The 17,847-nt window shown below is 43.1% G+C and carries 21 protein-coding genes and 2 tRNA genes; 8 read left to right on the top strand and 15 right to left on the bottom strand.

All coding sequences use genetic code 11. The features are described 5' to 3' along the window. Positions 1 to 3: 3 nt before the first annotated feature. From oppB to R7070_RS18580, 3 genes are all read right to left on the bottom strand, one after another. A complete protein-coding gene (gene oppB / locus R7070_RS18590; RefSeq protein ID WP_005377838.1) occupies positions 4 to 924 on the bottom strand; it encodes an oligopeptide ABC transporter permease OppB in 921 nt (306 codons plus the stop codon). A gap of 144 nt (positions 925 to 1,068) precedes the next feature. Further along, positions 1,069 to 2,679 (bottom strand): peptide ABC transporter substrate-binding protein, encoded by a 1,611-nt coding sequence (locus R7070_RS18585; RefSeq protein WP_213876501.1) that lies wholly within the window; start codon positions 2,677 to 2,679, stop codon positions 1,069 to 1,071. A gap of 264 nt (positions 2,680 to 2,943) precedes the next feature. After that, positions 2,944 to 4,050 carry a M20/M25/M40 family metallo-hydrolase gene (locus R7070_RS18580; protein WP_213885348.1) on the bottom strand — a complete coding sequence of 369 codons (1,107 nt, stop codon included), beginning with the start codon at positions 4,048 to 4,050 and terminating at the stop codon, positions 2,944 to 2,946. 538 nt (positions 4,051 to 4,588) lie between these two features. Here R7070_RS18580 and hppD point away from each other — a divergent pair. The 8 genes from hppD to R7070_RS18540 all read left to right on the top strand — a co-directional run bounded on the left by hppD (position 4,589) and on the right by R7070_RS18540 (position 10,201). Beyond that, entirely contained in the window at positions 4,589 to 5,662 is a 1,074-nt protein-coding gene (gene hppD, locus R7070_RS18575; RefSeq protein WP_256900563.1) for a 4-hydroxyphenylpyruvate dioxygenase, read from the top strand. Beyond that, a complete protein-coding gene (locus R7070_RS18570) occupies positions 5,655 to 6,785 on the top strand; it encodes a homogentisate 1,2-dioxygenase (RefSeq protein WP_318141271.1) in 1,131 nt (376 codons plus the stop codon). The genes hppD and R7070_RS18570 overlap by 8 nt, the downstream gene beginning before the upstream one ends. 9 nt (positions 6,786 to 6,794) lie before the next feature. Continuing rightward, the gene (locus R7070_RS18565; protein WP_256900562.1) at positions 6,795 to 7,832 is read left to right on the top strand and encodes a fumarylacetoacetate hydrolase family protein; all 1,038 of its coding nucleotides are present in this window, start codon (positions 6,795 to 6,797) and stop codon (positions 7,830 to 7,832) included. A 21-nt stretch (positions 7,833 to 7,853) separates the two neighbouring features. Further along, entirely contained in the window at positions 7,854 to 8,522 is a 669-nt protein-coding gene (maiA, locus tag R7070_RS18560) for a maleylacetoacetate isomerase (RefSeq protein WP_182039000.1), read from the top strand. 195 nt (positions 8,523 to 8,717) lie between these two features. Then, positions 8,718 to 9,377 carry a DUF2726 domain-containing protein gene (locus tag R7070_RS18555; RefSeq protein ID WP_005377831.1) on the top strand — a complete coding sequence of 220 codons (660 nt, stop codon included), beginning with the start codon at positions 8,718 to 8,720 and terminating at the stop codon, positions 9,375 to 9,377. 119 nt (positions 9,378 to 9,496) lie between these two features. Beyond that, entirely contained in the window at positions 9,497 to 9,835 is a 339-nt protein-coding gene (locus R7070_RS18550) for a hypothetical protein (RefSeq protein ID WP_053303140.1), read from the top strand. A 179-nt stretch (positions 9,836 to 10,014) separates the two neighbouring features. Next, positions 10,015 to 10,091, top strand: a tRNA-Val gene (locus R7070_RS18545). Positions 10,092 to 10,124: 33 nt separating this feature from the next. After that, a tRNA-Val gene (locus R7070_RS18540) sits at positions 10,125 to 10,201 on the top strand. Positions 10,202 to 10,459: 258 nt separating this feature from the next. On the opposite strand, the gene R7070_RS18535 is transcribed toward R7070_RS18540, so the two are convergent. From R7070_RS18535 to R7070_RS18480, 12 genes are all read right to left on the bottom strand, one after another. Continuing rightward, the gene (locus R7070_RS18535) at positions 10,460 to 10,690 is read right to left on the bottom strand and encodes a hypothetical protein (RefSeq protein WP_017820907.1); all 231 of its coding nucleotides are present in this window, start codon (positions 10,688 to 10,690) and stop codon (positions 10,460 to 10,462) included. A gap of 129 nt (positions 10,691 to 10,819) precedes the next feature. Continuing rightward, entirely contained in the window at positions 10,820 to 11,458 is a 639-nt protein-coding gene (locus R7070_RS18530; RefSeq protein ID WP_053303139.1) for a DJ-1/PfpI family protein, read from the bottom strand. 161 nt (positions 11,459 to 11,619) lie between these two features. Further along, a complete protein-coding gene (locus R7070_RS18525) occupies positions 11,620 to 12,018 on the bottom strand; it encodes a VOC family protein (protein ID WP_017820909.1) in 399 nt (132 codons plus the stop codon). Between the two features lie 205 nt (positions 12,019 to 12,223). Beyond that, positions 12,224 to 12,796: a hypothetical protein gene (locus tag R7070_RS18520; RefSeq protein ID WP_225466652.1), complete on the bottom strand. Its 573-nt coding sequence runs from the start codon at positions 12,794 to 12,796 to the stop codon at positions 12,224 to 12,226. A gap of 192 nt (positions 12,797 to 12,988) precedes the next feature. Continuing rightward, positions 12,989 to 13,438, bottom strand: coding sequence for a nuclear transport factor 2 family protein (locus R7070_RS18515; RefSeq protein WP_318141270.1), 450 nt, complete (start codon positions 13,436 to 13,438; stop codon positions 12,989 to 12,991). A gap of 163 nt (positions 13,439 to 13,601) precedes the next feature. Next, positions 13,602 to 13,991, bottom strand: coding sequence for a lysozyme inhibitor LprI family protein (locus R7070_RS18510; protein ID WP_042522523.1), 390 nt, complete (start codon positions 13,989 to 13,991; stop codon positions 13,602 to 13,604). A gap of 404 nt (positions 13,992 to 14,395) precedes the next feature. Continuing rightward, a complete protein-coding gene (locus tag R7070_RS18505; protein ID WP_005377824.1) occupies positions 14,396 to 14,647 on the bottom strand; it encodes a TIGR03643 family protein in 252 nt (83 codons plus the stop codon). A 98-nt stretch (positions 14,648 to 14,745) separates the two neighbouring features. After that, complete coding sequence (locus R7070_RS18500; RefSeq protein WP_213961785.1) at positions 14,746 to 15,246, bottom strand: GNAT family N-acetyltransferase; 501 nt, start codon at positions 15,244 to 15,246, stop codon at positions 14,746 to 14,748. Between the two features lie 150 nt (positions 15,247 to 15,396). Further along, complete coding sequence (locus R7070_RS18495) at positions 15,397 to 15,777, bottom strand: hypothetical protein (protein WP_025766737.1); 381 nt, start codon at positions 15,775 to 15,777, stop codon at positions 15,397 to 15,399. Between the two features lie 153 nt (positions 15,778 to 15,930). Further along, on the bottom strand, positions 15,931 to 16,335 hold the full coding sequence (locus R7070_RS18490) for a DUF1801 domain-containing protein (protein ID WP_017633973.1): 405 nt from the start codon (positions 16,333 to 16,335) through the stop codon (positions 15,931 to 15,933). Positions 16,336 to 16,476: 141 nt separating this feature from the next. Further along, positions 16,477 to 16,809: a YnfA family protein gene (locus R7070_RS18485; protein WP_005377819.1), complete on the bottom strand. Its 333-nt coding sequence runs from the start codon at positions 16,807 to 16,809 to the stop codon at positions 16,477 to 16,479. Between the two features lie 64 nt (positions 16,810 to 16,873). After that, positions 16,874 to 17,341, bottom strand: coding sequence for an Sbal_3080 family lipoprotein (locus R7070_RS18480; protein ID WP_025766736.1), 468 nt, complete (start codon positions 17,339 to 17,341; stop codon positions 16,874 to 16,876). Positions 17,342 to 17,847: the final 506 nt, after the last annotated feature.

Raw genomic sequence — 17,847 nt, 5'->3', positions numbered from 1 at the left:
CTCCTAAACGCGTATACGAGGGTCGATAATCGTATATAGCAAGTCGACCACAAGGTTAAAGAAGATAGTGAGTGAAGCGACAATCAGAGTAATGCCCATTACTAGGCCGTAGTCGCGGTTGAGAGCCCCAGACACAAAGTGTTGTCCCATGCCACCTGTACCAAAGAAAATGTCGATAATTACCGAGCCTGTCACGACAGACACAAACGCAGGGCCGAGCATCGCAACGACGGGAATCAGGGATGGTCGCAAAGCGTGATGGAATAAAATGTAGGTTGTGGACAAACCTTTGGCCTTTGCCGTTCGAATGTATGGTTGGTTGAGTGTTTCAATCATTGCGCCACGCATGACGCGTGCAATACTCGCAATGGAGCCAATCGCCAGGCTGAGCACGGGAAGAACAAGAAAAGCCAGCTTTCCTCCTTCCCAACCACCAGCAGGGAACCAGCCGAGCTGAATAGCGAAGATCATGACTAAAACTGGAGCAAGAACGAAGGCCGGCACCACAACTCCAGTCATCGAAAGTGTCATCAGGCCGTAATCTAGGCGGCTATTTCGGTTCAATGCCGCAATGGTGCCAAGCAACATGCCAAGTGGAACGGAAATACAAAAGGAGAGTACGCCTAATACTGCTGAAACTGGCCATGATTGTGCGACGAGCTGTGTAACACTGAAGTCTTGATAAACGAAGCTCGGACCGAGATCTCCTTGTATGAAATTACCAATGTAAATCCAAAACTGAGTAAGGAAGGGCTGGTCCAAATGGAATTTTGCTTCGATATTCGCACGTACCACCTCTGGCATAGGCCGTTCCATATCAAATGGCCCCCCTGGTGCAATGTGCATCAGCCAAAATGATACGAGTGCGATGAATAGAAGCGTGGGGATAGCGATAGCTAATCGCTTAACAATGTACCAAATCATGATCCATCATCCTTTGGTCATCCGAAATCACTTCGAACGGTTATGAATAAAAAATGGTCTGAGCTCAGGTTGCCTTCTCCACCGAGAGATATGAGGAACGGCAAGTAAACATTGAACTTGCCGACTCAGACCGAAAACATGCTTTTAGTGGGCTTTTACATAGACATTCTTGCGGTAGTACGACGACTCAGGGTTTGTCAGTTCGTAGCCGCCCACGTAAGGCTTGATGAGGTATTGATCGTTACCCGGACGATAAATAGGAATAATGGCCATGTCTTCAATCAGCATGCTTTCTGCTTGTAGATACAGTTCTGATGGGTTGCTCATGGTCTTTGAGCGAGCCATTAACTCGTCGTATTGCGGGTTGTTATAACGAGAATCGTTGTACTCGCCACTAGAAACGAAGATATCCAACCATGTAGAGGCTTCATTGTAGTCAGCCGTCCAGCCGCCGCGAGTAATGTCGGTCGGCTCTTTAAGTGCGTAGAACACTTTCGGTTCTAGCTGTTTTATCGTGACTTGCGCACCCAATCGGCTTTTCCACATGCCTGCCATGGTGGTTGCCATTTTTACGTCCATCGAGAAAGTTGGTACGGTAAACGTCAACTTAAGCGGATTGCTTTTATCGTATCCAGCTTCTGACAGTAATTGCTGCGCTTTTTCGATACGTTTATGACGGTTCCAAGTTGCGAACTCAGGAGTGTGAGATTTAAAACCATCTGTTTGAGGTGGCACAAGGGTATACATTGGAACCCCACCGTTTCTCAAGATAGCACTCGTTAACAGTTGACGGTCAATGGCATATGAGAGGGCTTTACGGACCCGCACGTCTTTTGTTGGTCCTTGTTGAGTGTTGAGGTAATAGAATGTGGAGCCAAGAGACGCACTGGTGCTTGCCACTTCTTGTGGGCGTTGTTGAATTAACTTTTTCTTCTGAGCGGCAGGAATGGAAACCGCTTGGTCTATCTCACCGGCTAGGTAGCGGTTTAGCACTACGTTTGCATCACCAATTGGTAGCCAGGTGACTTTTTCCAGCACTACATTGCTTGCGTCCCAGTAATGTGGGTTTTTAACCATCACCAGTTTTTCGTTAACTTTCCATTCAGAGACAGTAAACGCACCATTTGTAACGATATGCTCAGGCTGGGTCCAACGGTTGCCATGTTTTTCAACGGTCGCTTTGTGAACGGGGGCAAGCACTGGATGACTTAATAGTTTCGTAAAGAAGGGAATAGGCTCTTCGAGTGTTACCTGGAATGTTTTTTCATCCAGCGCCTTCACGCCCAAGGACTCGGGTTCGGCTTCGCCCTTCATAATCGCTTGCGAGTTTTCGATATTTGGAATGGCCGCAAACCAAGCGTAGGGTGAAGCAGTGCTTGGATTCAGTAAGCGTTGCCAGCTGTAGACAAAATCTTGTGCAGTGACCGTTTCGCCATTTGACCATTTTGCATCACGTAAGTGGAAGGTATAAACCGTATTGTTGTCATTGACTGACCAAGACTCAGCAACACCAGGAATGGTTTTACCTTGCTTATCTTGAATGACCAGACCTTCAAACAGGTCTCGACCGAGATTAAAAGCGGGCTCTGCGGCTTGCTTGGCTGGGTCAATAGAAGTAACTTCAGCTCCATTGTTTAGCGTAATTTCTTGTATCTCATCGAGGGTCACACCTGCGGGATACGGTGCGGCATAGCTTGATGTTGCCAGTATTGGACTCATCATCGACGCTAATAAAAGCAACTTAGGTAATTTCATCCTTGTCTCACTCTTTTCATCCTGAAAGATGCCAAAAATGTATATTGTATAAATTGTCTACACAATCGAGTTTTAACATTACTGTAACAGGGTGTCAGGTGTTGAGCTGTCTGGTCTCAAAAAGTGAGCTAGGGGAATTTCTTTGAAGATCTGATATCAAGTTGGCATGACGGGAAGTAATTTTGCTTCGATACAAATTAAAATCCCCTTCAAGCACAGGCAAGAAGGGGAAGATAGTCAGTCTGCCCTTCAAAAGGCACGACGTTAACTGACTAGGAAATGTTTCACGAACTCAGTGATTTTGACCATATCACTTACCGCGATAAACTCTTCTGTCGTGTGTACTTTTGCCATGCCAGTTGAAAGGTTGACCGTTGTGAGACCTTTCTTGTTAAAGTTGTTGGCATCGCTACCGCCGCCAGTGCCTTTTGTGAAGGCGTCAATTCCCAACTCTGAAAACGCTGCTTTTATAGCGTTTACGTGTGGGTGGTTTTCTTCAATAACAAAAGCGTCGTAGGCTCGGCTAGATTCAATTTCGACTTCTGCACCGTGTTTTTCACAGACAGACTCTAATGTTGAGATCATATGATTGACCTGAGCATCTAGTTTATCGCCATTCAGGGAGCGGGCTTCTGCCACGATTTTTAATTCAGGCATAACAATGTTTGTGGCCTGACCGCCATTCACTACACCGATGTTGGCTGTCGTTTCTTCGTCGATGCGAAGTAGCTTCATTTGGTTGATAGCATCAGCCGCCACCATGATCGCACTGATGCCTTCTTCTGGCGCAAGCCCTGCGTGTGCTGGTCGACCTTTGATTTTTGCCATGATTTTTTGCTGGCCTGGGGCTGCGGTCACAATGGTGCCAATAGGGCCACCCGTATCTAACACGATTGCTTCCGTTGAAGTGACGTGTGACATATCGAAGTATTGTGAACCGAATAAACCGCCTTCTTCATACACGGTGAAAGCAAGTTCTAACGTTTTGTGCTCACGGTTTTCCGCTTGAATACAACGAACGGCTTCCATGATGGCAGCAATACCAGATTTATCATCGCCACCGAGAATCGTATTGCCTTTTGAACGGATAATGCCGTCTTCGATGATTGGCTCAATGCCAATACCTGGAGTGACCGTATCCATATGACAGCTCATGAGAATAGAGCCGTCTTTTTTGCCGTCTAAACGGGCGTACACGTTAAAACCGTTAGAAATGTGCTCAGGTACTGGAAGTTTGCGTACGGTAAAGCCTAGCTCGCCTAGCTGTTCTGCCAGTGTTTCTGCAATTTGTTTTTCGTTTTTTGATTCGCTGTCGATACGTACTAGTTGGCAAAAGTGTTCAACTAAGCGTTCTTGATTGATGTGTGTCATTAGATGTCTCTTTTTCTGATCGAGCGTGAAGCCTTGTGGCTCGGCTCGATAGGGAACAGAGCACCACTTATGGCACAGTTACTTTTGAATAAAACTGAGGTGAATCAATAAAGGGGTATCCATGACACGATTCTGACCGATGAGCCTTTCGAACTGTATGAAGCGTCACGAAACATTACTTTTGATGTTTTGCAGGATCAAATGAATAAATCGGATAGAGATAGGGTGCAATAGACTTTCCATCCCCTTTTGCTTTTTGAGCTATGTTGCCAAGATAAAATGCCAAAGTAACAACTTGTTTACATTTTATGTGGTGGCGTAAAGCCGAAAATATCAATCTAATATATTGAAAATAAGCAGTTTGTTTGATGTTTACGAAAGTGGGTTCGATGTGCTCGCTATGTGTAACATATGTTTTACAATTATGCGTAAAAATCGCCAAGATAAAGATTTCTCCCCACGTATTCCAATTTCTCAAGACCTGCGCCAAGTTAGAAAAATAAGTCCAAACAAAAGCTACTGAGACAAGGAGAAAGTCATGGTTGATGCATATAACCCACTAGGAACAGACGGATTTGAGTTTGTTGAATATACCGCTGCTGACAACAAAGGCATTCAACAGCTTAAAGATCTGTTTATATCGTTAGGTTTTGCGGAGATTGCAAAGCATCGCTCAAAAGAAGCGTGGTTATATCGACAAGGTGACATTAGCTTTATTATGAATGCGCAGCCGCATAGCCAAGCTGAGGGATTCGCCAAAGTTCACGGTCCGTCGGTTTGTGGCATGGCATTTCGTGTGAAAGACGCCACCGTTGCTCTGGCGCATGCGTTAGAGAATGGCGGTAAAGAATATAAAACGGAAATTGGGCCGATGGAGCTTAGCATTCCTGCTATTTATGGCATCGGTGAAAGCTTGCTTTATTTTGTCGATCGTTATGGAAAGCAGAGCATTTATGATGTCGATTTTCGTTTTTATGATGATGCTGATGAGCGTTTATCAAAAGCGAATGTTGGTCTTTACGAAATCGACCACTTAACGCACAACGTTAAGCAAGGCAACATGGATGTCTGGTCAGGTTTCTATGAGCGCATTGGTAACTTCCGCGAAATTCGTTATTTCGATATCGAAGGTAAGCTGACTGGTCTTGTCAGCCGTGCGATGACCGCACCTTGCGGCAAAATCCGAATTCCTATCAATGAGTCGTCAGATGATAAATCACAGATTGAAGAGTTTATCCGTGAATACAATGGCGAAGGTATTCAACACATCGCATTGACCACTGACGACATCTACGAAACGGTCAAAACCTTGCGTGAGCGAGGCATGGACTTTATGCCAACGCCAGATACTTATTACGAGAAAGTCGATCAGCGTGTTGAAGGCCACGGCGAAGATGTAAGCAAGCTTCGTGATTTGCAGATTCTTATTGATGGTGCGCCAACGAAAGATGGCATCTTGCTACAAATCTTTACTCAAACCGTTATCGGCCCTGTGTTCTTCGAAATCATCCAACGTAAAGGCAATGAAGGCTTTGGCGAGGGTAACTTCAAAGCGTTGTTTGAATCGATAGAAGAAGACCAAATTCGCCGAGGAGTATTGAGCGATGCATAAATGGATCACATTCCCTCAACGGGAGGGAGTGTGCTCTAAACAAGCGCATGCTGACTTCCCGGAAGAGGCAATTTATGAACGTGAGGCAGGTCGAAGTGGCTTCTTCGGCCCCGCAACACATTTTCATCATCAACATGCCCCAACGGAGTGGTCTGAGTGGGAAGGCGAGCTACGTCCACGAGCATTTGATTTTAATCTAGTCGAGAAAGCCAGCCATATTACCCCTTGGGCAGTCCCACATCTATTACACAACACGAATTGTAAAGTTCGTGTCTGGCGTATGGATGAAAAAATGGACTTCTTGGTGAGAAATGCAGATGGCGACGAACTGCTATTCATCCACCAAGGTACGGCAGATCTCTACTGTGATTATGGTCATTTGAAAGTGAGCGAAGGGGATTATGTCATGATCCCGCGCTCAACGAGCTGGCGTTTAGAGCCAAGCGAGCCGATGTTCATTCTGATGATCGAAAACACCGATGCGGCTTATACATTGCCCGAAAAAGGCATGGTTGGAAACCACGCGGTGTTTGATCCGGCGGTTCTAGAAACGCCGTCGATCAACGATCAGTTCCGTGCTCAATATTCTGAAAATCAAACACAGGTTCAGGTGAAACGCCACGATAAAGTCAGTGTTATCACTTACCCATTCAACCCGTTGGATGCGATTGGGTGGCATGGTGATTTGGCGGTAGTAAAAGTGAACTGGCGTGATATTCGTCCACTTATGTCACATCGTTACCATTTACCGCCTTCTGCACATACTACATTTGTAGGAGCAGGATTTGTGGTGTGTACCTTCGTTCCTCGTCCAATTGAAAGTGATCCTGGAGCGCTCAAAGTACCGTTCTACCACAACAATGACGATTATGACGAAGTCTTGTTCTACCATGCAGGTGATTTTTTCAGCCGTGACAACATTGAAGCAGGCATGTTGACATTCCATCCAGCAGGATTTACGCATGGTCCTCACCCGAAAGCATTCAAAGCAGGGCGAGAGCATAAGAAGACTTTCACCGACGAAGTTGCGGTCATGATTGATACGCGTCACGCACTTCAGTTTTCGGATGAGCTGGAAAAAGTAGAAAACAAAGAATACGTCTATAGCTGGCAAGAGAAGTAAGAGGCAAGGATGAAATTAGCAACCAAGAAAAATAGCACTCGTGACGGTTTGTTGATGGTCGTGAGCAAAGACTTAACGCGCTGCGTACCAGCGACAGAAATTTTCCACCCCATGAACTTAGCACCGACGATGCAGGTGGCACTTGATAACTGGGATACGCTAGCACCGCAACTGGAAGAGCTATACGTTGCACTGAACAATGGCACGGTTGCAGGGTATGAAGAGTTTGAAGCGCACTACTGCGAGTCGCCGCTTCCTCGCGCTTATCAGTGGGCTGATGGCAGTGCTTACGTAAACCACGTTGAGTTGGTTCGAAAAGCTCGCGGCGCTGAAATGCCAGAGAGTTTTTGGACGGATCCGTTGATGTACCAAGGAGGCTCTGATGCCTTTATTGGTCCTTGTGACAACATCGAGTTTGCGAGTGATGAATGGGGTATTGATTTCGAAGGTGAAGTGGCTGTGGTAACTGGTGACGTACCAATGGGCGCGAGTGTTGCAGAGGCTCAGGAGTCGATTCGTTTGATCATGCTGGTGAATGATGTCTCACTACGTGGGCTAATTCCCGCAGAATTAGCTAAAGGGTTTGGTTTTTTCCAATCTAAACCTTCTTCTGCGTTTTCTCCTGTGGCAGTAACACCAGACGAACTAGGCGATGCGTGGTACGAAAACAAAGTGCATTTACCATTGGTCTCGACCTACAACCACAAGCCGTTTGGTCGCCCAAATGCGGGTATCGATATGACGTTTGATTTTGCAGACTTAATTGTTCATGCGACTAAAACGCGCCCGCTATCTGCTGGGGCAATTATAGGTTCTGGCACGGTATCTAATAAGCAAGGCACCGAACATGGCACTTCGATTGAGGAGGGTGGCGTTGGCTATTCATGTATCGCGGAAGTTCGCATGATTGAAACCATTCGTGATGGCAAGCCGTCGACTAACTTCATGTCGTTTGGAGATTCAATCAGATTGGAAATGTTCGATGCGGATGGCAACAACATATTCGGCTCGATTGACCAACAAGTTAGCCAATATCTCAAGCACTAACAATGCTGGTTGGGAGACGATATGAGCGATAGCATGATTTTATACGGATACTGGCGATCATCGGCGGCGTATCGTGTGCGTATTTGCTTGAATCTTAAAGAGTTATCGTATGATTCAAAATCGGTACACTTGGTGCGCAATGGTGGCGAACAACACAGTGACGAGTACCATGAGTTAAACGCTTCTGAACTGGTTCCTTTGCTGGTGGATGGGGAGGTTCAGTTAACCCAGTCACTGGCGATCATTCAATACTTAGAAGAACACTACCCGGATTTCACTGTGATCCCCGAGCAAACGCCGCTTCGATACCAAGCGCTAGCTTTGGCTCAGGATATTGCAATGGAGATTCATCCCCTGAATAACTTAAGAGTTCTACAGTATTTAGAGGGGGAGTTAGCTTGCGAACCAGAGCGCAAAGTCGCTTGGATTCATCACTGGATCCACAAAGGTTTTACAGCATTAGAAGAGAAACTTCAGAAGCATCGTAAACTAAATGGTGATTGCAAGTTTAGCCTGACAAGCTCGCCATCTATTGTCGATATTTGTCTGGTACCACAATTTTATAACGCACAACGCTTTGGTGTAGATACTTCTCTTTATCCAACCATTAACGCTGTTGTGCAGTCATGCAATCAACTGCCAGCTTTTATTGATGCGATGCCAGAGAATCAGCCAGACGCTAATAGTTGATTCTTAGCATACATAATGTATTAACAAAATTTAAACGAGCCAATCCAAGTGTGTGATTGGCTCGTTTTTATTGGTGAGCAAAATTTTCTGTTTCTCGCTATCGTCGTGGCGCCTCAAAATTGCGAGGTTTTGTTGCTCTGCATAACATTTCCATTTACGCTTTGAGCAACGAGTTGTTTTGGATGCACTTTATTTATGACCAACATTTTTATCATTGTTGTTCTTCTGGTTTTATTCTTCTTTGTTATTCAAAAGTACGTGATTAAGCACGATGACACGCGTGATTATCCTTATCGCTCGAAAGGCCCTCTGCTCAGAGGTCAAGAGGGTGCGTTCTATAATGCGTTAAGAGCGGCGGTAGGGGAGCATGCCGTAGTATTCGCGAAAGTAAACATGTCCAGTTTGGTTACGCCAAAAGAAATCAAAAATAAGAAGCAGTTTTTTGTCGCGAACAATCGTATATCTCGAAGCTATTTTGATTACGTTATTTGTGACCCAAGGACACTAGAGCCGCGCGTTATCGTTGAATTGGATAATGGGCAGGAGCTAAACAAGGGTAAGATAGAAAGACAAAAGTTATTGATTCATGTTTGTAAGACGGCCAACCTGCCTTTAATCGGCGCTTCGATAAAGCACAGTTATCAAGTTGGGCGATTACGTCGTTTGCTTGCGGCACACATTGATTTGATTGAGCCCGATAAAGAAGTGCGTTTTTGTAAAAAATGCGGCAGTCCGATGATCATTAAAACCGCAAGCCAAGGTGAGTTCAAAGGGAGACGTTTCTTTACTTGTAGCCGTCAGCCGAATTGTACGTACACCGAAAATTATAACGTTGTGTTTGAGGCGGACGACTAAACACGACAATTAACCAGCAGAAACAAGGGGCTTTGATTAGAGATGATCAAAGCCTTTTTTGTATCATTCATCAAGGCAGGGCCTATACTTTGAAAAAGAGGGCAGAATAGGGCAGCCATATGCGATACGGATGGATTTTATCGGCGTTGTTCATCGCATCGAATGCTAGTGCGATACCTAATTTGAAACCACTGGAGTGTGAATTGACAGAGACACCCCAAGATCATTTCTTGTTTTACCGAGAGCAAATGGTTTACCACAGTGAGCAGTTTGTCATATTTCAAAACTTCAAAGGCAGGGTGAGCACTCAAGTAGACGTCAAAACAGGAGAGTTGATCCGTACAACCTATATCGGCGAACCATTTAAACCTAAATATCAGATTTTGTTCGGTACTTGCCCTAAGGTATCGCAAACCTTACAGATTTGGATGCTCAGTGAAGTGCCTTACGACAATTAAGTGAGATAATAAAAGTTATATAGATCACACTTTTAAACCCTGCAGGCTCAGTCCTTGTCGATAAAATCATCTGAAAACGCGTGTTGAGTTTACATTTTCGCCAAACGGTTCAAAGTTGGTAAATTTGTGCTTGCACCGTCGTTCGCTTATAGCTAATATCCTCGTCGTTCCAGAGAAATGCGTCCGTAGCTCAGCTGGTTAGAGTATCGCCTTGACATGGCGGGGGTCGGTGGTTCGAGTCCACTCGGACGCACCATTCTGAATTGAATGGTTAGGAACATAAAAATTTGGGTCCGTAGCTCAGTTGGTTAGAGTACTACCTTGACATGGTAGGGGTCGGCGATTCGAGTTCGCCCGGACCCACCAAATTTTAAAAAAGCCCACCTTTTGGTGGGCTTTTTTGTGTCTGTAATTCATTGATATTCAAGTAAAACTACTTCTTTTCTTGTCCCTTGTTTTTGCTCTGCGTTAGCCCCTTGTTAAAGATAAAAGCGCACTACCTGATCCGCAACACAACCTCAAAACCCTAAATGCAATGCATAAGGTGCATACACTTCAAACCCACTAGAGCCGTCTATAAATTATGTTGCGTGCCACTTGCTGTGGCTTTAGAGACACTGACTACTAATCTAAATTATCTGGCGTGTGAAGATTGGTGCCGCATATTGTACATTTGTAGTCACCAGTCGCTTCGCCTTCCATTAATGAGCTAATTATTGCTGCAAATAGACCAGAGAAGAAACCTTTAGCTTTTTTCTCGGTCTTTTCCTGCGCTTTAGAGAAGCTTTCGTACCGATGTAGCGTTACTTCTTTACAATTACAGCAAAACGCTCTTGTCTCTTCAGAACCGTACATTTTTACCAATTGATTTACTCCCTGTAAGTTAATTTCCCCAAGTGGCGTTATGTTCAAGGGTAAGTCACACAAGACTGATGTGTGACTTACCCTAAACACTAAAACTAACGTAATGTAAAACACCACATGTTATGAATGATTATTTAACGCCTTGTTATCCGAGCTTGCTAACTCTGCTGATTGAATAGTTGTGGCAATAAGCTCTTCAAATAGATCTAATTGCCCAGCAGGTATCAATTGATTTTGTATAGCTTTTCGTTTGTTTGAGTCAAATAGCCGCTCTGTTAACCAACCAATTAGATACATCAGTGAAAGACAGCCACCAGCCGTCGCTACATTACCGTCTATCACGAGAGGCAGATCCTGAACATCTCCTCCCATACTTTGTAGAACATCCTTTGCATCTGGGTTTGTTGTTAATCGCTTGCCTTTTAGTAAACCTAGTTCATGGAGGATGAATGATCCCGCACAAATCGAACCTATTAGCTGCCTATTTGGATCAAGATTCAACGCTGACATAAATTCAGCATCTTTTAAAGCGGCTGGAATACCCCGTTTGCCGCTTGTAATAAGAACGACATCTTGATTCGTCACCTCAGAAAGGTGTCCGTCTGTTTTAACTTTCATACCGAGGTGGGAATGATGTTCAGATTTAGTTCCAAGTATACTTACTGTCCAACTGTCGGTTGTGCGCCCCAGCAAGTCATACATAAGAAAGAAATCGATATCCGTGAAATCATCAAATAAAACAACGCCGATTTTATACATAACATTTATCCTTTTGGACTTACTCGTAAGTCGCAAAATGTGTAGTAGGAGGGGGTATTCGATACACAAGCTTCTGCTAAGCACCTTAAACACCAAACGCGGTGCAAACTAACAATGCCATGTGTGCCAAATCCCTATTATAAAACTTTGTTATGTTTGTTTTACGAGCCCGCCCAGAAAAACTCAACCCTAATACCACTTGGGTCGTAACACATTAAATGTTTTGCGGGTCCTGTCTTAACAAGCTCGGGACCAAACTCAATTTCGATTCCCGACGCCATAAATTGATCACGCAACTCATCGAGTTGCTTCTCAGTCTCTACGAGTAAAGCTAAGTGATGCAAACCAATATTCGTTTTTCTGTCAAATGGAGTGGCGGCATCAGCCTTAGCCGCCCATAGTGTAAGCATGATATGCCCATCACTCACAAATATTGCCGGGTAGTCTGGGTTTCTTTTTACTTCACTCCAACCTAATTGTTCAGTGAAAAACTTCGCGCTTGCTTCTAGGTTAGATACGGTTAAACCTACGTGGTGTATGCCTTTTGTTAACACAGTCACTTTGTTTCCTTACTCGTTTTAATGGCTATCAAACAAAGATAACTCGATAAAAAGTAAGCATCAATACACATATATTGATTAACTTCGTCAATCTATTCGAATACGGTAATCCAACTGGAAACATTACATTGTAAACAAGAAACCCAATCTTGAACTAAAAATTAAACTTAGAGTTCATTCTTAAGTCCTGTATTAATCAAATACATTAATAGCCATAATATTTAAGCCAGCCTATAGGGCATATCATTCCATTAAAGGTTTGAATGTTCTTATTCAAGCTAACGTCTTCCAATTTGTAACAGTGAACAACATTACTAGTCGAAGTAGATGCTGGTGTTGAATACGTCACAGGTTTAGAAGCGTTTGCTTTATGTATTTCATGTGCTCGCTGTTGGTCTATCGCCACTTGATTCTTATGATTGTTAACTTCTCGCAATCCAGATTCTAGGGGTAGGTGCCAATCCTTACATGTTGTTCCTAAACCATCATTCTGAGACTGATATTCTGATAACGCTACACGAGCTTCATTTACCGACTGATCGATATCGGACTGATCGACTAGCCAAGTAGAAAAAGAATAGTTAATGGCCTCTCGATAGTTTACCGATTGCTCTAAGCTATAAGCATCGGAATGAAAACAGGCCTCTACCACTGCCCATTGAGTCGATAGGTTTGATAATACGTTTTCAGGTATAGGCTGTAGCTGGCTTTGCGTAGACTGGCAACCGGCTAGAAGAAAAGGGACAGGGAGTAGTTTTAGAAAAAATTTTTGGTTCATTTTAATCTTAAAATTAATGCAATCTTTTTCATTATCATAATACAGGACGATTGAAGAAAGTAGCATTTCTATCAGTAAGGGAATGTGGCTAACGCACTGATAAGGTGTGAGTAAAGCGATATCAAAGCCCTCAACACACCTTAACTACGAATACTACCGCATAACAAAGATGCTATGCGGTAACGGTAGTATTCAGGCTTGAACAGTTTGTCGCACGTTGCTCTCGCCTGACAGCACGGAAATTCTCTCAAAATCTCGACTCGGGAAGTCAGGGTCTACGTACACAAACATACGACTTATCATTTTTCCTTCAAACTCAAATACACTACAAAAACGCCCTGTGGAAACTTTGTTGTCCGGCCAAGAGGTACCATCACTCATTACGCCGCCTTCCTGTCCTTCAACAATGACCTTGTTTCCAGCAGTCGTTATTTGAAAGCCGTCTATGTCGTGCCAGATATTAATCAACGAGCTACCAATCCTATTGCCAAACTCCACTAAGGCACTCTTTCCTTTCGCTTGCCCAAATTTAGGAAAGAAAAAATCAACATCCTCTGAGAATAGATCCAGATAGCTAGGATCACCGGCATCTATTTTCTCGAAATACTTAACTACTAGCCCAACTAAATCGTCTTTTTCCATAATTATTTCACACCCATATTAGCTTTACGCACAACGCAGGGTTAAGTAGTAAGCGGAGCGACCACTCGACCTGAACGTTTGCATCTTAAACACTGAGTACATTTAAACTGAAATTGCCAAGAGTTGCGAATCTTATTGAAGTGCTTTGTTAGATGTAATCCGTTTAGCCTACGTATACTCCATTGAAGTACTCGACGCGTTCTAACGTCATTCTTAACTTACACTCTTCAATCTGGACACCTTGCCAGGGTGAGGGTGTGGAAGACAGGCCCGTAAATTCACATTCGGCGTCTCTGTATTTTAGCCAAGCTCTTTGGGCCTTTCGAAATGGCTCTACCAGTTCGGTCTGAGACCATGTTTTCCTTAGTGCTTTTTCTTCCTCACCTATTCTAGCGATTGCTTCCTTGTAACTTTCGTTAAGCTCTTTATCTGCAGACTCCATCTTCTTTTCTACACACTGATAACCAGCCATAACGCCACCGCCTTTTACTTTGCAGGGATCTTCAACATCAGCAGAAGCCAAGCAAGGTAAAGAAACCAACGCAAATATCATAAGTAATTTGTTCAAAATTGCCTCCAAGCTCCGAGTGCTTGTTAAACCGTTATCAGCTATTTTTCCTTTTTAATCATGCAGCTTTTTGTCTGTGCCTTCAAAGATAAAATAGAAGGTTAGTGATTCTAGTGCCTAAATAGAAGGTAAAAGAGATTGATACACGGGTTAAATGACGCCTTAATCTGAGTTACTTTTAGTGGGCGTTTTGTATCAATCTTTTCTGTGGAATCATTAGTTTGATGGCGTCTGAGGATGTTAATATGACTCCCATTGAATTTATTATCGCCCTGAAACACCTAGGTTGAATTAAGTGGTGACTATTCCCCTCCAATCATGAAGTTGGTTCAAAGGTAGGGCGATAAATGTTGCGATTCGTAATAAAAATTTATGCCAAGTGCAGTTCGCTATCGCGGCTTATATTGAGTTGGGCAATAACCTCTAATGATGTCTGAGTTTCGTAGCTTGTTGTGTTTTGTATTGCGCCCCGAAACCCTTTTACGCCACAATTTAAAGCTACTTGATTTGAGCCGGCTACGCATAAACTGAATCACGTCGGATTCATTCAAACCAAATTGAAATTCGATAGCCTCAAATGGGGTGCGGTCTTCCCATGCCATTTCTATTATTCTTGACTCAGTTTCCGAGGTCAGTTTCATTTCAAATAACCTATTTTAGAAAAGACATTGTTACGACGGAAATTGAGTCTTGGTTCAAATGTTCTTATATGCGTGCTTAGTGTTTAGCGACTTAACACCTACAAAAACTTCTCAATGAGGACTTCGTCTACGTATTTCCCACGAACTTTTGCATGCTTCTTCGCGGTCCCTACGATTTCGAAGCCTTGTTTGAGATAGGCTGATAACGCTCGCTCATTATCGCTGCGAACGTACGCAAATAGTTTTTCGTAACCCTTTTGTTTGGCTGCTTCGAATGTCGATTTGAAAAGCTGTTTAGACACACCTTGGCCACGAACACCGTCACTAACAAACGTACCAATTATGCCAACATGGTCAAAAGCTTTTGTATATTGTGCAAAGGGCTCGATATTTTGGAAACCAATGACTTGTGAGCTATTTTCGGATAAAGCGACTGTAAACACGCCCCGTTCTGGGAAATGAGTAATGAACTCTTTTTCTTCTTCAGGTGTGAAAGGCGTATCTAATACAGTGTATAAACCTTCAATAATGATGGGATTGAGGACGTTTGTAATGCCTTCAGCATCACCTAAAGTTACCTGACGTACAATTAAATTCATGCCACTTAGCTCCTATTAAAATTAGGGCTGTTTTGTACATGAGTTGGAGAATTGCGGCAACAAGTAACGTCATTAAGTCGTAAAGAATATACCTATTACACTTAAGCGGCGGTTAATAGTGCTGATTGTTACTTTAGTATTTCTGATATATCACTTTTTAAGTGACGGCTTAACTTCTACAGAATATTTCCACATCACGATCCCGTTTTCTACAAGATCATAACTCGCGCTTTGACCCTCGGAGTTGAGAACAAATACCGGCATTTCCATCCTTGACGTAGCGCCATCTCGGTTGCATGACATGGTAGCTTCAAGCTGTATGCTATTTTTGCTCGGTTCTGAAAGGGTTCCTAAGTACGCGCAGCCGTCGACAAAACTGGTTTTGCTTTTTCCTTTAGAGGATATTTCAAAAGTCGGAAAAATGAATGTTGATTGAGGCTCTGTTACTACCACATTGACTTGATAGTTCGTCGCTGAAAAAGCATTGAAATGAGCTCCAAGCATAAGTAAAAACAAGATTTTTGATTTCATAAACTCTTCTTTATTTCGATATTACTAGTTTGGTTACGGCGCTATTAAGGTGACCACTTAATCTAAAACTTTACTGCGGAAGCATTAAAAAGGATACAAAGGTAGAGTAGTTGAATATGGTTAATCGGCCGTAAATAGTTTTATTAAGCGATCTTACATACCTAAAAGAGGTAAGTTCTTTCGCTTTTGATAGGTTAATGCTAATTCTAAACAGGTCTTGATTGAAGCTTCTGGCAAAGGTGCTGATAAAGATAGAATTATTGCTCGATTACCCTGAAACTCAAGTGAGTCACTATACAGTTCGCGGAATGTGTCGACGAGCTTAGTTTGGCAATTAAAGAACAGATAATAACGACTAGGCGTTTTCTGTTTCCAATCCATCCTTACCGGGCTACCTGTTTTCACACTGTAGCTTGGCTCTCCCCATTTTAGAGATTCTTCAACTTCCCCCAGTTTTAATTCAGAAGCGATAGTTAAGACGATATTTCGTAGCTCTTCTATCCGAATACGCACATGTTTTGGATACTCATCAAATCTTGCCTTCACTGCATGGTTCATTGGTATCTCCTATAAATAGCGCTGTTTTGGGGTGAAGCCCAAGCGTACTTTGGCTATGTAGCAATTACGTCATAATGTTATTAATCAATAAATCTAGCACATAGCCAAAATACTAAGCGTAGGGATTTCCCTCGGTTACGTTTAGGATGCTCTGGGTGAAAACATGATGATTGACATGCCAAGCATAGCGACAGAAACCCCCACTATGTCCCAGAGCGTCGGTCGAACGCCGTCGATACACCACAACCATAGAATTGCGACAAAAATATAGACACCTCCGTAAGCAGCATAAACTCTGCCAGTTGCGGTAGGATGTAAAGATAGAAGCCAAGCAAACATAGCAAGGCATAGCGCTGCTGGTACCAAAAGCCAAACTGACTTATCTTCCTTTAACCAGAGATAAGGTAAGTAGCAGCCTAATATTTCTGCAATGGCGGTTATAAAGAAAAGCCCAATGGTTTTGACTTCAGTCACTTAAACATTCCTATCTTTTTCTACAAATATATGAGGCTGGTTAAATGGGCAATTGCTCGGCTCATTACATTTCGCCCAGCTTAATCTTGGATTGAGCCTCACTCACGGTTTGTTTACCGAATAACAAATCCATCATCGAAATGATTCGTTTGTTGTCTTTACCCCATTTATCTGGATTCGCGCTGTTTGGTGCTTTAAATTCAACTTGTCCTACTTTTTCGTTATTTTTGTAGGCTTTGATCTGAGCATCAGCGATAAATGTTCTAAAATCCCAGCTCCAGCGTGATACGTAAGTAAGTGTCAGCTCAGAGCTAACAGGAGGAGTGCCATCGCTTACGACTGTGCATTTATGGGCGGTATCCAAACACCAGTCTTGCATCGAATCTAAGAAAACATCTCGCGTGGCGTTGTCTTTTACGATGGTGATTTCCTTGCTCTGATTTTCTTTCGAGATTGTTTCTACCGTATACTTTGGTGCCGCACATGCGGCTAATAGAATAGGCAAGCTTAGAACGATGAGTTTTTTGTGCATCTTATGTCTCTTTTTTTAAATTTATATATTCAAACAACTTCAAGATACTGAGTTCAACGAGAATAACTAACAAGCATGGCAACTGTTATTAACAAAACCTTTAGAGTAGAAGGGTTTGTTTCGGGAGTATGCCAATGTCTCGAAGCAAATTATTAGTAAGAGATTGCTATAGCGTTATGTTAACTCTTGAACTTATGTCCGTATCAATGTCCAGAATTCTTCGCATTGAAGTTTTTGATGTGCAATTCTAACGGAATTTTAAATTGCTGCATAATGCTCAATTAAGAGGAACAGGGGATCTTATCGTTAAACATAACGTGTAGTGCTGTAAATTCGTCCCTAAGACTAAGCTAAAAGGGCCTAATGTTTTAAAATAGCTTCTTGTCTATTCTGTTGTGTGAGTTTTCAATGCTGTCTCATACTAGCCACGGCTTTGTTGCTTAAATCGATGGAACTAAATCAAGAAGCTACGATCTGATCGGCTACACCCATTAATCGTCGTAGCC

Source organism: Vibrio sp. 1557, assembly GCF_033340175.1.
In the GTDB taxonomy this organism is placed as follows: Bacteria; Pseudomonadota; Gammaproteobacteria; order Enterobacterales; family Vibrionaceae; genus Vibrio; species Vibrio alginolyticus.
The sequence above is the reverse complement of the archived record's forward strand: the minus strand, read 5'-3'. Positions and strand labels throughout refer to the sequence as shown.

Bases quoted from the DNA above. Each gene is read 5' to 3' on its own strand.
- R7070_RS18565 (WP_256900562.1), top strand. From the start codon at position 6,795: ATGAAATTAGCAACCAAGAAAAATAGCACTCGTGACGGTTTGTTGATG.
- R7070_RS18580 (WP_213885348.1), bottom strand. From the start codon at position 4,050: ATGACACACATCAATCAAGAACGCTTAGTTGAACACTTTTGCCAACTA.
- R7070_RS18530 (WP_053303139.1), bottom strand. From the start codon at position 11,458: ATGTATAAAATCGGCGTTGTTTTATTTGATGATTTCACGGATATCGAT.
- R7070_RS18505 (WP_005377824.1), bottom strand. From the start codon at position 14,647: ATGAAACTGACCTCGGAAACTGAGTCAAGAATAATAGAAATGGCATGG.
- oppB (WP_005377838.1), bottom strand. From the start codon at position 924: ATGATTTGGTACATTGTTAAGCGATTAGCTATCGCTATCCCCACGCTT.
- R7070_RS18585 (WP_213876501.1), bottom strand. From the start codon at position 2,679: ATGAAATTACCTAAGTTGCTTTTATTAGCGTCGATGATGAGTCCAATA.
- R7070_RS18480 (WP_025766736.1), bottom strand. From the start codon at position 17,341: ATGCACAAAAAACTCATCGTTCTAAGCTTGCCTATTCTATTAGCCGCA.
- R7070_RS18510 (WP_042522523.1), bottom strand. From the start codon at position 13,991: ATGATATTTGCGTTGGTTTCTTTACCTTGCTTGGCTTCTGCTGATGTT.
- hppD (WP_256900563.1), top strand. From the start codon at position 4,589: ATGGTTGATGCATATAACCCACTAGGAACAGACGGATTTGAGTTTGTT.
- R7070_RS18490 (WP_017633973.1), bottom strand. From the start codon at position 16,335: ATGAACCATGCAGTGAAGGCAAGATTTGATGAGTATCCAAAACATGTG.
- R7070_RS18495 (WP_025766737.1), bottom strand. From the start codon at position 15,777: ATGAAATCAAAAATCTTGTTTTTACTTATGCTTGGAGCTCATTTCAAT.
- R7070_RS18550 (WP_053303140.1), top strand. From the start codon at position 9,497: ATGCGATACGGATGGATTTTATCGGCGTTGTTCATCGCATCGAATGCT.
- R7070_RS18500 (WP_213961785.1), bottom strand. From the start codon at position 15,246: ATGAATTTAATTGTACGTCAGGTAACTTTAGGTGATGCTGAAGGCATT.
- R7070_RS18535 (WP_017820907.1), bottom strand. From the start codon at position 10,690: ATGTACGGTTCTGAAGAGACAAGAGCGTTTTGCTGTAATTGTAAAGAA.
- R7070_RS18570 (WP_318141271.1), top strand. From the start codon at position 5,655: ATGCATAAATGGATCACATTCCCTCAACGGGAGGGAGTGTGCTCTAAA.
- R7070_RS18515 (WP_318141270.1), bottom strand. From the start codon at position 13,438: ATGGAAAAAGACGATTTAGTTGGGCTAGTAGTTAAGTATTTCGAGAAA.
- R7070_RS18520 (WP_225466652.1), bottom strand. From the start codon at position 12,796: ATGAACCAAAAATTTTTTCTAAAACTACTCCCTGTCCCTTTTCTTCTA.
- R7070_RS18555 (WP_005377831.1), top strand. From the start codon at position 8,718: ATGACCAACATTTTTATCATTGTTGTTCTTCTGGTTTTATTCTTCTTT.
- maiA (WP_182039000.1), top strand. From the start codon at position 7,854: ATGAGCGATAGCATGATTTTATACGGATACTGGCGATCATCGGCGGCG.